14 protein-coding genes and 1 pseudogene are annotated in these 12,992 nt (G+C 51.3%); 1 reads left to right on the plus strand and 14 read right to left on the minus strand.

Translation table 11 applies throughout. The features are described from left to right. Nucleotides 1–448: 448 nt before the first annotated feature. The 14 genes and pseudogenes from K3T83_RS43505 to K3T83_RS57455 form a co-directional block, all read right to left on the minus strand. Nucleotides 449–1,033 (minus strand): hypothetical protein, encoded by a 585-nt coding sequence (locus K3T83_RS43505; protein WP_220209397.1) that lies wholly within the window; start codon nt 1,031–1,033, stop codon nt 449–451. Between the two features lie 5 nt (nt 1,034–1,038). Next, a complete protein-coding gene (locus K3T83_RS58220) occupies nt 1,039–1,395 on the minus strand; it encodes an ArsR/SmtB family transcription factor (RefSeq protein ID WP_373324743.1) in 357 nt (118 codons plus the stop codon). Then, nucleotides 1,369–1,794 (minus strand): annotated as a pseudogene (gene ybiA, locus K3T83_RS58225) (riboflavin biosynthesis intermediates N-glycosidase); the annotation flags it as partial. The gene K3T83_RS58220 and the pseudogene ybiA, both read right to left, overlap by 27 nt. Before the next feature lie 101 nt (nt 1,795–1,895). Further along, the gene (locus K3T83_RS43515; RefSeq protein WP_220209399.1) at nt 1,896–3,026 is read right to left on the minus strand and encodes a tetratricopeptide repeat protein; all 1,131 of its coding nucleotides are present in this window, start codon (nt 3,024–3,026) and stop codon (nt 1,896–1,898) included. Between the two features lie 20 nt (nt 3,027–3,046). Beyond that, nucleotides 3,047–3,373: a hypothetical protein gene (locus K3T83_RS43520; protein WP_220209400.1), complete on the minus strand. Its 327-nt coding sequence runs from the start codon at nt 3,371–3,373 to the stop codon at nt 3,047–3,049. Nucleotides 3,374–3,462: 89 nt separating this feature from the next. Continuing rightward, nucleotides 3,463–4,854 carry an MFS transporter gene (locus tag K3T83_RS43525; protein ID WP_220209401.1) on the minus strand — a complete coding sequence of 464 codons (1,392 nt, stop codon included), beginning with the start codon at nt 4,852–4,854 and terminating at the stop codon, nt 3,463–3,465. Nucleotides 4,855–4,921: 67 nt separating this feature from the next. Continuing rightward, complete coding sequence (locus K3T83_RS43530) at nt 4,922–5,977, minus strand: DUF2332 domain-containing protein (RefSeq protein ID WP_220209402.1); 1,056 nt, start codon at nt 5,975–5,977, stop codon at nt 4,922–4,924. A gap of 23 nt (nt 5,978–6,000) precedes the next feature. Continuing rightward, nucleotides 6,001–7,167, minus strand: a complete 1,167-nt coding sequence (locus K3T83_RS43535; protein ID WP_220209403.1) for a hypothetical protein — start codon at nt 7,165–7,167, stop codon at nt 6,001–6,003. A gap of 13 nt (nt 7,168–7,180) precedes the next feature. After that, nucleotides 7,181–7,696 carry a hypothetical protein gene (locus tag K3T83_RS43540; RefSeq protein WP_220209404.1) on the minus strand — a complete coding sequence of 172 codons (516 nt, stop codon included), beginning with the start codon at nt 7,694–7,696 and terminating at the stop codon, nt 7,181–7,183. A 57-nt stretch (nt 7,697–7,753) separates the two neighbouring features. Beyond that, a complete protein-coding gene (locus tag K3T83_RS43545) occupies nt 7,754–8,617 on the minus strand; it encodes a class I SAM-dependent methyltransferase (protein WP_220209405.1) in 864 nt (287 codons plus the stop codon). 35 nt (nt 8,618–8,652) lie between these two features. Beyond that, nucleotides 8,653–9,579 (minus strand): radical SAM protein, encoded by a 927-nt coding sequence (locus K3T83_RS43550; protein ID WP_236065202.1) that lies wholly within the window; start codon nt 9,577–9,579, stop codon nt 8,653–8,655. Continuing rightward, nucleotides 9,579–10,601 (minus strand): sugar-binding transcriptional regulator, encoded by a 1,023-nt coding sequence (locus K3T83_RS43555; protein ID WP_220209407.1) that lies wholly within the window; start codon nt 10,599–10,601, stop codon nt 9,579–9,581. Before K3T83_RS43555 ends, K3T83_RS43550 begins: the two co-directional genes overlap by 1 nt. 44 nt (nt 10,602–10,645) lie before the next feature. Next, on the minus strand, nt 10,646–11,539 hold the full coding sequence (locus K3T83_RS43560; protein WP_220209408.1) for a class I SAM-dependent methyltransferase: 894 nt from the start codon (nt 11,537–11,539) through the stop codon (nt 10,646–10,648). Between the two features lie 118 nt (nt 11,540–11,657). Then, entirely contained in the window at nt 11,658–11,792 is a 135-nt protein-coding gene (locus K3T83_RS57455) for a hypothetical protein (RefSeq protein ID WP_268963566.1), read from the minus strand. 178 nt (nt 11,793–11,970) lie between these two features. Between K3T83_RS57455 and K3T83_RS43565 the strand changes: the two genes are divergently transcribed. Next, nucleotides 11,971–12,177, plus strand: a complete 207-nt coding sequence (locus tag K3T83_RS43565) for a helix-turn-helix domain-containing protein (RefSeq protein WP_220209409.1) — start codon at nt 11,971–11,973, stop codon at nt 12,175–12,177. Nucleotides 12,178–12,992: the final 815 nt, after the last annotated feature.

The raw sequence follows: 12,992 nt of genomic DNA on the forward strand, positions 1-12,992 counted from the left end.
TCTCCTGAGAAGCAGGAGGCCACTCGTTTCTTGAACTCTGAGGAGAAGAAGCAAGCAAAAGTGCCTGTCTCAGATGAAGCGGTTCTCGTTCATAGAGTATGAAATACTGCATTTCATTGACTTAGATTGATTAATGCAGTATTATATCCTGCATCTAAATGATGCATGCGGGCGCTGGATCATCCAATCCAGCAAAGCCAACGCCGGAGATGGCTCTAAATCTCCGGCCCCTCTACTACAACTCTTCCTTTTTCTCTTTAAAGAATGTGCCGAAGATGATTGGTGCCTTCGCAAATTTTGCGCTGACTCGGTTGCATAATGCTTCCTCATCGAGTCGCTCAACGATACTCAGTTTCCCCAATGAGCGGCCATGATAGCCCTTTTTATAGAATGCACATCATAACCCTCGCCGATTTGCCTCTCTAGAGAAAAACCATTCCAGCGTCTTTCATCTGAACCCGTAAGCAAAACCTCTCTTCTTTGGAGCTTGATAGCGGGGTCCGAGTTGCTCTATCATGAAGGGTGCGCGTACGCTAGGGCAATGGGCTTCGGCTGCTGCCAGCGCCCGGTGGATGCGATCAGAGGGAAGCAAGTCGGGAGTTGCATGCATGGCCCCTAATGCAAAGTACGCACCAGAGCCAACAGCATCATAGCCATGCGCAGCTTCTAGTATGTGAAAGTTTCCTTCCATCTGAAAAAGTCTACCATGCATCCCTATGAGTAGGGAGCATTCCTTCTCTAATGCATCTTCCTTTTCCCCAGCACACTTGAGCGAATATTTCATTGCATTCGTAAAATCTGTTAATAGGAAAGCAAGCAGGCTTTTCTTCTTATTAGAAACATAGATTGGGGGGACAAAGACCTGCTGCAAAATATCTTTTATGCGGGGATCACCTGAGCAGCCAATAAGAACATCTCCATTTCTCACCACTTTCTTACCGACTCCCACACTCATTTCCCAATTATTGCACCAAGCGCTATCTCCCCCTATATAGACAATGCCTCCTTCAACACAACCTACAATGCATGTCATACTGTTTATCCTTCATTATGAATCGATGAAGGGAGATCCAAATCGGCAAACGTCTGAATCATCACAGGGACCTCTTTTATCCTATAATAATTCATTTTCCCTATTCCGAGACTGTTTTTTCGTTGGATAACAGTGATGATATCCGCGTCGAGTAAGATCTTCGTATGTGAAAAGACCGTTGGCTCTGTCAGAGAAAGAGCCATTGCTAATTCAGCTACACTCATTTCTCCTTTCTTTAAAAGTAGATGTATGATATAGAGTCTCTTCGGGCTTGTAAGAGCTTTTGCGACTTTTGTGATAGATATATAAGGGTCGTAGCAGAGAATGCGGTTGTTTCTCAGAATTGCCCGTACCTCTCCCAGAATTTGACCGAGCATATTTTTGCCGCTGCCGTCCTGTCCACAGCCCCAGTAGTAATCATGCTTGGTATTTTCAACTATCTCTTCTTCACCAGTAGCTAGTAAGATCTCGCGAAGCTGAGTATGAGTCTCAAACTTGCACAGGACAGCACGACGCATCACCTCATCTTTCACCTGTTCCCAATCGGGACGCAGAGGGAGCGTGCGATCTCGTCCGAGGCAAATAGCCTCTTTGATAGGTGCCTGGCGTATCTCCTCCTCGCGTGCAGTTCCGGCAAATTTTTGCGCTTGAAAGTAATGTTCCGTCGTCGGCCAGCGCTTTCCATCGATAGACACTTCTGATGGAAAGAGATTCGAGAAACATCCAAAGTCTTCATCAAGATGATAGAAGTAGATCGTCATATGGTCTCCTTGTTTCCAACTGCTATCTTCCCCCTCTACCAGAAATAGAGAGGAAAGATAGCACTGCTACGAAGCCAATGAAAAGCGGTAAAGCCTATTGGTCACATCGGGAGGTGTCCAATACATTCGGTCAGCTTCTTCAACGTTTGCACAGAATGGGGATGGAGGGGACCGAAAAGCTGGAGCCGGATGCTGAGCGCATCGCGCAACAATGGTTCTGCTCGCTCATCCTGTCCCCACAGATGATAGAGCCATCCCAGATTATTGATGATGGTCGCCGTGAACGTATGCTCTCTGCCAAAGACGTGTTCCCAGATCTGCCATGCCCGTTCATAGAGGGGCAATGCTTGATAATACTGCCCTTGTAGACGCCTGAGATGGCCCAGGTTATTGAGCGTGAGGGCCACTGTCGGATGGTCCGGTCCCAGCCGACCTTCCAGCAGAGATAAGGCGCGTTGGTAGAGCAGCTCTGCCCGTTGATAGTCGCCCAACGCTTTGAGGACTCCTGCCAGATGCTTGAGGCTATCTGCCACATCTGGATGCTCGCCGCCAAGCGCCTGCTCACGCAGAGCCAATGCCCGCTCATACAGCCCCTCCGCTTCTTGATAGCGTCCTTGCTCTTTATACAAGAAAGCCAGATTATTCAAGCTGCTTGCATACGCTTGCTGATCAGCCGAAGCGTCATGGAGAGCAAGCGCTCTCTGATAGAACCCTTCAGCCTGAGCATAGTTGCCTTGCCTGCGAGACAAGATCGCCATATTATTGAGCAAAGAACCGCTCTGAGGATGGTCTCCCGTTGCATCCTGTTGATAGATGAGTAGCGCACGCTCATAGAGTCCCTGCGCTTCCTGGTAACGGACCTGTTCCGTATAGAGAAAGCCCAAATTGTTGAGGCTCTGAGCCACAAGGACATGCCCAGCACCCAATGTCTGCTCGCGCATGACTAGGGCGCGGCCATACACCTCTTCTGCCTGTGGGTAATTTCCCTGCTCCTTATACAGTAATCCAAGCGCATTGAGGGTTCGAGCCGTCTCGGGGTGAGCAGCACCTTTCACTTGCTCATAGAGATGGAGAGCAGAAATGAGATAGCTTTCTGCCTGAACATAATATGCAGAGTTATAGCAGGCGACTCCTTGCTGATGGAGGGCTACGGCAGCCAGAAACACATCCTGTGGCCTCGGCCAGCACAGCAAACCGCTGCCGAGTAAGAGTAAAACTGAACGACGATTCATCTACGTTCCTTCCGTTTTGACTAGGAGCTTTTCTCAACGACAAGATTCACCAACCATCCAGGGCGAGATGTCAGGCTCCGTTTTGCCAGATCAAAGGTCAATGTCAAATCACCAGGCCACTCGAATATGCCTGAGTGAGCAGGTGCATCTCTCTTCCTATAAAAATAGGTACTCCAGATGAGGTCTCCAGCTTGCAAATGCTGATCAGCATACAGAAGATCCACTTCCAATCCTTTCGCTGTTCGTTGGAGTCTCTGGATACGTCCTACCCGAACCTGCTCAGTAGGTCGGTCAAAACAGACAACCACCATGCCTTCCGCTGGTGTATGCACGGGCTTGAGAGCCATTGTTCTTCTCCAACTACTGCATGTCGTGTCGCTCTCACGCAGAGATGAGAGCGATAGAGCAAATGAACAGACTGATGAGATAGCTCACATCAATGTGGTGGCAGAGATACCTGCTCGTTATGACCCGCCTTCACTGGCAAGAGCGCGGCTCCCGCCAGCAGACTTGCCGCCGCCCCTGCTGCAAAAACGAGAGCGAATTGTCGGGGAAAGGTAGTCAAGATCCCACCTCCAATCTGAGGAGAGACAATCAGCGCCAGGAAAATAGCATCTTGCAAGACGCCCAGAAATTTGCCGCTCTCTTTGGTCGTCGGCAATACTGTCACTGCCAACGTCACATTGACGCCTGCATGCATGCCAAAGCCTGTGCCGAAAACTGCTGCCGCCACCAACATCACAGGCCAGCCAGGAGCCAGCGCCAGAATCCCTACACCAATCGCCATGATGACTGTTCCGCTGATGCCACACCACTTGCGCTGCTTCATTCCTTTGCACCACCAGCCTACAATGAGTGCGGTCGTCAATAAGAGCGTAGTGGAGAGCAGTTGAAAGAAGCCCAACCGTGAGGCCGCTATTCCCTCGCCCACGTGCAATCCATCGCGCAAATAGCTGAGGAAAAACGATCCAAGCAGGGTATAGGCGAGAAAGGCGAACAAGCGAGAGGCGAGAGGCCAGACAAACGCCCTGGTGCGTAATGGCTCCAGCATCCCCACGAGAAAGCGTCCCAGACGCAATGGAGGTGGAGGCTGGATCAGAGGTTCTTCTCTCAAGATGCACAAAAACAGGATGGTAAATAGCATTGAGAGGCCGATCAGTAGTAGATAGCCCTGTGACACTACTCGCGTATCAGTGACATGGGCCACCAGATTGACGCCCAGCACACCACCCACCATTGGAGCCATCCCATTGATCGTCGAAGCAAAACGACGCAATCGAGGAGCCATCTCAGGGATTAGGGCTGTAGAAACAGCAAAGACCGTATCCACCCCTACTTGAGAGAGTATCTGACCCAGGCATAGCATAAGAATGCGGCTCGCCAGTGCCATTATGCCCCAACCGATCACTGCACTGATCCCCCCGATGATCATCCAGGTGCGTCGTCTGCCCAGCCTCCACGTCGTTCGATCAGAAATGGCCCCGAACAACGGGGTCGCGATGAGTCCTGCCACTGCTCCTGCCGATGCCACCAGCGCAAAGGACGTATAGAAATGTACAGGATCAAGTTGTTTGACGTGTAACGGTAAGATCAATTGCTTAATGCAAATGGAAGAGAGGCCACCCACCATACAAATCAGCGCATAACACAGCAGATACCCCTTGCTGGTTCGCGGCCCCTGTGTTCTGACGTGCTCATGCGGTTCAGCGCTCCCGGTTCCTTGCATCTTCTGGTCTGCTTCGGGCGGCACGGTTGCCTCTTGCCTACTGGATTGTGCAGCGGTCTGTTCTGCCTCTTCCTCTGACGGATCACGCAAACGTTCGGCCATGATCACTATTCCCTTTCATCCTCTGCCAGCAGTGGGAACGGGTCTCCACCGCTGGCACGCCTTCTTCTTACCCCAATTGCTCCACCGGAACCCGCCAGCACATGGAATCCCCATGCACTTCGCAGGTCGCCAGCCACCGATGAAAAAAGAGGTCACCTCCCCGGTAGATGAAGAGTTCCAGCCTCGGCTTGTCCCATTTGTCTTTCTCAATTTCCAGAGAGATCTGAGAAATGGTGCGTTCCTTTGAGGCCGCTTTCAAAACATCCTCAACACGTGGCAATACAGAAGGGTCGTCTTGTCGGAGCGCATAACTATGGAGAATACACGTTGTTTGCTTTTGAGGGATCTGCTCGATGATATCTGGCAAGCAGGTGGCTGCATCTCCTTGCAGGATGGAAACGGCTGGCAATTGCTGGGCTTGAGCAATCGCTTCTTTGAGGATCACATAGCGCCCTCGTTCTTCCGGCCAGATCGCACCCAGGAGCGTGCGCACATGTGCAGGAGAAGCAATATCGATGGGAAACAGATCAATGCCAAACCGCTGTGCAATGACTGGCATCTTTGTTGGAAGAGGAGGGAGCAATCCCCCTGTCAGTGTACAGGCAATTTCCACAGATGAGTTGCCGATACACGCTTCATTCCCAGGTCCCTCAGCAATGCGATACCGATAGCTGTAGTGATCTGCCAGCAGGTTGAGTCCTGCACTACACCCCAGTTCCACCAGGGAGATCGGCTTTCTCCCGAACCAGCGAAAGACCATATCAAGCGCTGGCAGCCAGTTCGCACAGCGCGTAATTTCATTGGTTTGCAAGCGGAAATGAGGCAAGATTGCCCGTAGCTCTTGCTGATGCATCAGGCAAAAATGCCGAAAGGCTGGATACGCGTCGTGTGCTGGTTGGGCAACATCGGTCATATAGGGGTAATACTTGGCGAGTGGATGCTGCCGATCACGCAGCAACAGCGCATTGACCGCCGCAAAAAAGGTAATAGGGCAGGGCTGATGCCGTTGCACTAATGCCTCAAATGCCATAATGTCCGGGTCTTGTTCCATCTGCTTGCTCAGATGATCGTAGAGAGGGGAAAGTTGCTCCATCATCTCTACGATAAAGGAATTCCACGACATCGGCTAGTTCCTTCTTTCTCAGGTTATTTGAATAGGGACGCGTTCTGAAGTGTCTTGCCATTGAGGATGCGTTGAAGCGACTCTAGAGGGGTGCCTCCGCCGAGTATCAGGCGTATTGGCTTGCCCTCCTTCTCTGCCGCTTCGATGACCTGAAGAGTTGAATCTATTTCTTTTCTCAGTCTCGCGAGGTGATGCAATTGCAAGCGTACCTCTTCTTCCCGTTCTTGGTAAGCACGAAGTTGCTTTTCAACTTCTTGGCTGCGTTGAAGCTGACCAATCAAGGCATTGAGAGGACCAGCAAGCTGCATCAATGATGATTCAAATTCAACAGGCATGCGTACAGAGAAATCGCCTTTGTTCGCTTGAATAATGACGTGAGCAGTTTTCTCTAATTGCTGTGCCTGCTTCTTTGCCTTCTCTTTCTCTTCTTGCTCCCTTAGAACCATGTTATGTTCAAATTGCACCATTTTTGCTGTATAATTCGCACGATCCTGACTCTCTCGCGTCGTGAAGGCAAGTGAAAGAATATTTGCCAGCGGAAAGGAATGAGATTGCACAATCCGAATAAGGACTATCCACAGACTCGACGCCAGTAAAGTGTTTAGCTCTGGAGTATGGTGTCCAAAGAAGATCTGAAAAAACGAAAAGGCAAGATTGCATATCAAGGGAACGAGAATCCAGGGAGCCGGGAGAGCGATCCCAAATATCATTTCCGAAAAAAAGAGCATATACAGAATATCTTTATCATCCAGGCTCATTCCATGCGGCGCTTTTAAGATAGAAAGATACATCCCTATATTGATGGAGACAGCCAGCGTAATGCCGCTGACATTCACCCCCCAATAGGCACCTTTTTTTGTTTTGCCCAGATGATTCATGAAAATACATGCGACAACGACCGCTGATACCTCAATCGCTGTCCAAAAAATCTGGGGATTGGTTCCGATCTGACCCATGATCCCAACGCCAACCATGATCGGAAGTAAGAAGAGAAGAAGAAGACTGAGAGATCTTCCTCTCTGTGCAGCATTGCGTTGGCGATCCGTTGCCTCTGCACCTGCATCGGGCGGAGCAGCAAAGCGAAACCACCAGGCGAAAAACTGCTCATACCTCCGAAATCGATGCTCTCCTATACGCTCATGCGCCCATTGGGCGGTTGAGCGAGATGTTGGCTTATGTACCGTGTTCATCTACATTTCCTTCTTATTCAACTAACCCATGGTTTCGCAAATCATGCAAAATAGCTTCAGCTTCCTCTGATCGCAAATTCCTGAGTTGCGCGATCTTCCAAATGCTCCTCTTTCCATCGATAAGTTGAAATACATTGATGTTTTTACGAGAAAGCATCAGGCTTTCTTCCAGGGTCAGATTTCTTACTTTGCGAGGTGCAAAAGACGCTGAAAGAGGAGCATTCTTGTTCTCAGATCTATCAAACGGTGTTGGCTCTCTCGATTCAGCACTGCCAAATCCAAGCGTCCATGTAATTTCTTGTCGAAGCTGGTAGAGAAGATTGAGGGCTTGCTGGCCCTCAATCTTCATCCCCAGTTCTTGATTGCTCAGCAAACAAGATTGAATGATTCCTTCCTTCATCTGAACTTGAGCAATACATCGTCCTCGGAATGCTCGTTGTTGAAGCATGAAAGTCGCTTCAAGCGTTCCCGTTTTTTTTTGCTCGGTGAGCAAATCAATGAGATCATGGAGTGGAAGTGAACTCTCCATCGAGTTGCCAGCAGCCTCATCCCTCACATGGACTGTCCTCCTTTTCCTTTCATTTCTCTATTCAGGGCGCATGGCAGTGACCATCAGCCCATAGGTAAGACACCCGAAAGCGGTCGCGTTGATGTCGGCAAGCATGTGTTCAATGACCAGGGGAACCGTTTCGCCCTCAGCCAGCGCCATGTCGTCGAGCAAGCCCTGCTGCAACGCGAGGTAATAGGTGAACTCGCAGAGCCGCAAACAGGTCATCCATGCCCCATTGGGCTGCGACCCATCAAAGACAAAGGGCGTGAGACGAATCTGCTGAAACCCAGCCTCACGCAGCAGATGAGGCAAGACCGGCGTGATCCCTAATGTCTGCCCACCATCGGACGAAAAACCATAGCCGCGCTCATGCATCTTGCGGTTCAAGCTCTGCTGAAGACGGGCGAGGCTCTGGCAGGTGGAGATGACCAGCCCATCGCTTTCCACCAGACGGATCATGCCGCCAGGCCGCAGCAGTCGCACACCTTCGGCCAGCAACGCCTCCCATTGCGACCGGCCCTTGAGGATGCCAACTAGAAAGCGAGCGTTGATCGCATCGAAGGCTCCATCAGCAAATGTTAAGGGTTGGGTAATATCCATCACCTCAAAAGAGGCATTGGTGCGCAATTGGGTACGAGCAAGGGCATTGGCATACTCGATCATTGGGGTGCTGATATCGACGCCAGCCACCTCCACCTCCCGCTTACGTAAGGCAAAGGCCGCATCTAACGCCCATCCCCCAGGACCACAGGCCAAATCTAGCATGTTCTTGAGCGGCTGTATCTCAGCAATGCCACCTGCCAGTGGACCACCCATACTGGCAGTGATGGCTCGGTCCAGGTTGAGAAGCCGAACCAACTCACTTGGATCTTCAGGGTCAAGAATATAGCCATTCTTCATGACAACCTCCTACGTTACTCCATTGCTCTACCTTCTCAAGAAGTGCCTCTCGCATCAAAAAAAGCTTGCATACCACCTGGCCCTTGATACAGGGCGATCCCACCAACCAGCCGGTCTGGATCTGAACCAGCTGGTCTTTTTTCCAGCAGTGTCTCTTGCTTGGAGAGACTCGCAACAGCAAGAGCAGACGACCAGAAGACGTGTCCACCTTTACTTGTAGCAAGAGCCGCAAGGCATTGCATACGTGCCTCGTCTTCATAGCGCGTCCAGGTGGGGGCATGTGCCGACCAGGGAACGACGACCAGACGCCCCGGCGTTGTGCTCAATGCTTCCTTCGGCACGAACCGGACGAAGCGTTCCTCTGCATCAGAGTAGAGAGGACCGAAAATAAAACCCTCACAGCCTGCTTGTATGGCCTCATCAAAGAGCCGTTCGTACTCAGCATCGGGAATATGTGGCAGCACCGGACGCACAGCGACAAGCGAAGGCACGCCAATGCGCTTGAGGCTGCGTATGGTGAGCATCCGTTGGGCAGGCGTCGGCGTGTGTGGCTCGACAGTGGGTGCCGACTCCCAACAACTCAAAGAGACCAATGCGCTCAGGACCAGATGTGAGGCCAGATGTGTGCGTACCTCTGCCAGTCCTCTCAGCGCCTCTCCTTCGATGCAGGCTTTGGTACTGAGATTGAGATGCTTGCCCAGCGCACACAGGCCGTGCAGTAGCTCGATCCCGCGCTCTGGATAGGCAAACGGATCGCTATCGTAACCCAGTTGAATCGTGTGAAACGCGGCATGATGCAGGAGCGCGAACGCTTGAAACTGCCGCAAGATCTCCTGGGGGGTGACGCGTGGCGGTCCCACTTCCCCACTGCGGGTATAACAATACTTGCAACCGAATGGACAGGGAATCCCAACGGGAACCAGTACCCGTCCCTTTTCCACGCGAAATTGAAGCGTTCCCATTAGCATCCTCCTCTTTCGTTCAAAAAGAAAGCCGTCATTTGATCGGTAATGAAAACATCCACGAAGCCTGTATTGATGATCGCTTGAATTGCTGATAAGCACGCTCGACTTGCTCCTGCAACGAGGATGGTGAGAGGGTGGCGTGTGAGATGCGGGATCTCTAGCCCTGTCACCGCATAGGGAAGCAGTTCATGGAGAGAGCGTCCCGCTGCATCAAAAAGCCAGTGATTCACTTCGGCCACTGGATGAGCCTGCTGCAAGGCCATGATCTGCTCTGAAGACAGCATGGCTTGTTTCACCAGATCATGGTCCAGATCGACCGGACCAACTTCCATCAAGAGCAGGGTGGCTTGCTCCAGAACGGCCAGCACGTCTCTCACCAATGGCAGGTGGTGGACCTGTTCCCGTTGCGCTTGAGTATGGACAAGCGCAGGAATAGGCAGCCAGGCAGAGCGGCCTCTATAGGCATTGCCAATGATGTCGGCAATGACATTGGCATCTGCTTTGGGCAAAGCACGAGTCTCTGTAAAGCCCGTGGTAGAGACCACCCGGACATCAGGGAGGTATTTGCTCGGCATGAGACGGTGATGGAACTGCTTCAAGATGCGCTTCCCGTTGGTGACAGCCAGCACATCCCCGTGCTGCAACTGGTCATCCAGATAGAGGGCGGTCGCATCGGCGAGGGCCGTCACGACCTCCTCGTTGGCCTCTGCGTTCTCAACGTAGCTGCCTGGCACCAGAATGACCTCCTGACAGCCAAGACGAAAACGCAGATCACGGGCCAGGGCATGAAGATAGCCGACCCGCTCTTCTGGCTGCACAGCAATACGCACGATCCCTCGATCTTCTGCTTTGTGCAGCGCTTGGCTGATAGTCTGTCGCGAGCAAGACAGAAGGCTGGCAATGTTCTCCTGGGTCTTGCCCTCGATGTAGTAGAAGGTAGCGACTTGGCGCAGAAAGCGCTCATCAACCAACAGACTCCCTTCAGACAGATTTCCCAGTCTCGCTCTGTGCTCGTGCATACCTTTCTCTCCTCTTTCTGATTGAGATGCAGTGGTGAGAACTGTCAGAGAGCGATCAGTTCTCGCCTTTCCGCCTCAGCAGATGTCGTGGCGCGAGCAGGAGCAGACCCCCACACCTGTAAGCCAAAGGCCATCTGCGCAAAGTGTTCGTTTCTCATATCGAGTTGGATCTGCTCATGCAACGCTTCATATTCGGTCTCCTCCATGATCCCAGTGCGCAGCAAAGCGGGCTTGAGCAAGGCTAAGCGTATTTCTAGATCCTGGCACAGGGCCAGGTGCAACGGAGCGTGTGCCGAGCTATCCAGATGGAAGGATCGACTGGCAACGTCACAGAACCCGGCTTGCTTCAGCAGCCCAGGGAGCACCGGACAGATCCCTACCGAGTACCGATCCACTGCATAGGTGTGCCGTTCATCGGCCCGCAGACGATAGAGACTCCTGTAGATCTGTTGCAGGGCCAGGCTGTTAGAAACAGATACCTCCTCCTCCGCGAGACAGAGCACCCCACCTGGGCGCAAGAGACGCCTGCACTCGACAAGCACCTGGGGCCAGGAGGCACGATCGAGCAGTTCAGAGAGGAACCTGCCGCTGATCAGGTCGAACGTGCCATCAGGAAACGCGAGTGGAGGATGCAGCACATCCATCATGGTAAAGGTGACGTTAGCGAGCATCTGAACCCGTGCGCATTCACGCGCATACTGGACCCGCTCCCTCAATGAGTCTACCCCGATCACGCGGATCTCAGGATGCTCAAAGGCGACGGTGGTGGCCCATTGTCCCGGACCACATCCCAGATCCAGCACCATCTTGATGGGGGATGTCTCAATCACATTGGGCCACAAGCCGCCTATCACCTCTCTCAACACCTCCTCCCAATTGATGCAGCGGGCCATCTCAGCCACATTCTCAGGATCGATCAGTCGTGTGCGTTCTTTCATACATTCCCTCTGCTACATGGACGAGATGAAATAATCGTCAGGAGGTTTCCCCCCGTTACTTGTGTCAACCGTTGTTGGAAACGGATGAGCCGCTCCAGTTTGGCAGTAAAGTGCTTCATTACCTTACATTATTGTCGATAGGACTGATCAAGCTCTCCACATCCTTCCACTCCTCTTTCGGAGCAGCAATGGTGATGGCCTTTTTGCTGTGTTGTTTCTCGCCGTTTGCTTCCTTTTTCTCTTGCGGCTTCATCTCACCCTTTCCACTTATTGCGATAGGGCCTCTGTTCGCTTCTCCTCAACCAACCGATCAGATCAATGAACGAGAACCATTCAAGATTGCTTAGTCAAATGAGATTACTTAGATTTGCTTAATTTTGTCACTACCCTATTTTTGCTAGAATGAGCGCGAGAAATGAGAGAGCAAAAGCATGATTCGTTTAAGAGTGAAAGAAGTGGCCGAAGCGCATGGCCTGAATATGAGCCAACTGTCGCGCAGATCAGATGTGAGCTTTAGCACAGTGAAACGCCTCTGGCGTAATCCCCACCGATCAGCCAGTACAGAGATCTTAGAGAAGCTCGCAGCGGCTATAGGCGTCAGTATCCACGATTTGATCGAGGAGCTTCCAGACCCATAATGCTTCCTGGGTTCACTCCCAAAATAGAGAGACAGAAGAAGCTCATCCGCTTGGTATTCCCCGACGAGATCGATCAATTGCTCCCGATACAGTTCAATCTGGTGATATTGCTGCCTCCAGATCTCGTGGCGCGCGCTGACATAGAGATGTGAACATCTGTTATTGATTCTCTGGTATTCACGTATGATAGCTTCCTGCAACTCATCAGGAATGCAAGAACTCTGTTGCACGTCTTGTTTTATCACCCCGATTGCGAGGTGGAGCATCCAAAGAAGGAGGGATCGCCAATCCTTGCAGCAGCACTCTCCCCCTGTCCGATTACATCTTTTTTGCCCAGGAAATGATGCACTTGTAGATAAAGCATGACACGTTTCCATGTTACTCTTGCCCTTTTCATAATAGCTCTTACTCAACAGAGAGATTTTTCTTCGTTTTGCATAGCATCCTGCGATTAGGAAATGATGAAACCAATGCAAGATTCACAGGGAAAAAGATAATTCTCTATCTCTGTCTCTGGTGCAAGCATAGCATCTTTTTCTTCATAGAAAGCGTATTTTTTCTCTAACTGAACTTACAAGTTCATTATTGTTGGTTAAGGATAACCCTTCAAAAAAGCGATCACTGGTATTGCACGAATATCCAAGAAATGTTTGTACCGTCCGTTGTCTCAAGCTGTGCAAATATGATGCTGTACATCGTATTGAAAGCGCGGCCAGGCAGCGAACAGGTGTGAAGCCCACGCCTGGCTATGCAGTCGTAGGAAAGCAATACGGTTCTATGGGGATAGAGAACCGAACACATCACTCTCCTTGTCG

The sequence above is a fragment of the Reticulibacter mediterranei genome (assembly GCF_016587455.1).

Bases quoted from the DNA above. Each gene is read 5' to 3' on its own strand.
- K3T83_RS43535 (WP_220209403.1), bottom strand. From the start codon at position 7,167: ATGAACACGGTACATAAGCCAACATCTCGCTCAACCGCCCAATGGGCG.
- K3T83_RS43540 (WP_220209404.1), bottom strand. From the start codon at position 7,696: ATGGAGAGTTCACTTCCACTCCATGATCTCATTGATTTGCTCACCGAG.
- K3T83_RS43530 (WP_220209402.1), bottom strand. From the start codon at position 5,977: ATGTCGTGGAATTCCTTTATCGTAGAGATGATGGAGCAACTTTCCCCT.
- K3T83_RS43515 (WP_220209399.1), bottom strand. From the start codon at position 3,026: ATGAATCGTCGTTCAGTTTTACTCTTACTCGGCAGCGGTTTGCTGTGC.
- K3T83_RS57455 (WP_268963566.1), bottom strand. From the start codon at position 11,792: ATGAAGCCGCAAGAGAAAAAGGAAGCAAACGGCGAGAAACAACACAGC.
- K3T83_RS43525 (WP_220209401.1), bottom strand. From the start codon at position 4,854: ATGGCCGAACGTTTGCGTGATCCGTCAGAGGAAGAGGCAGAACAGACC.
- K3T83_RS43505 (WP_220209397.1), bottom strand. From the start codon at position 1,033: ATGACATGCATTGTAGGTTGTGTTGAAGGAGGCATTGTCTATATAGGG.
- K3T83_RS43560 (WP_220209408.1), bottom strand. From the start codon at position 11,539: ATGAAAGAACGCACACGACTGATCGATCCTGAGAATGTGGCTGAGATG.
- K3T83_RS43520 (WP_220209400.1), bottom strand. From the start codon at position 3,373: ATGGCTCTCAAGCCCGTGCATACACCAGCGGAAGGCATGGTGGTTGTC.
- K3T83_RS43555 (WP_220209407.1), bottom strand. From the start codon at position 10,601: ATGCACGAGCACAGAGCGAGACTGGGAAATCTGTCTGAAGGGAGTCTG.
- K3T83_RS43545 (WP_220209405.1), bottom strand. From the start codon at position 8,617: ATGAAGAATGGCTATATTCTTGACCCTGAAGATCCAAGTGAGTTGGTT.
- K3T83_RS43565 (WP_220209409.1), top strand. From the start codon at position 11,971: ATGATTCGTTTAAGAGTGAAAGAAGTGGCCGAAGCGCATGGCCTGAAT.
- K3T83_RS43550 (WP_236065202.1), bottom strand. From the start codon at position 9,579: ATGGGAACGCTTCAATTTCGCGTGGAAAAGGGACGGGTACTGGTTCCC.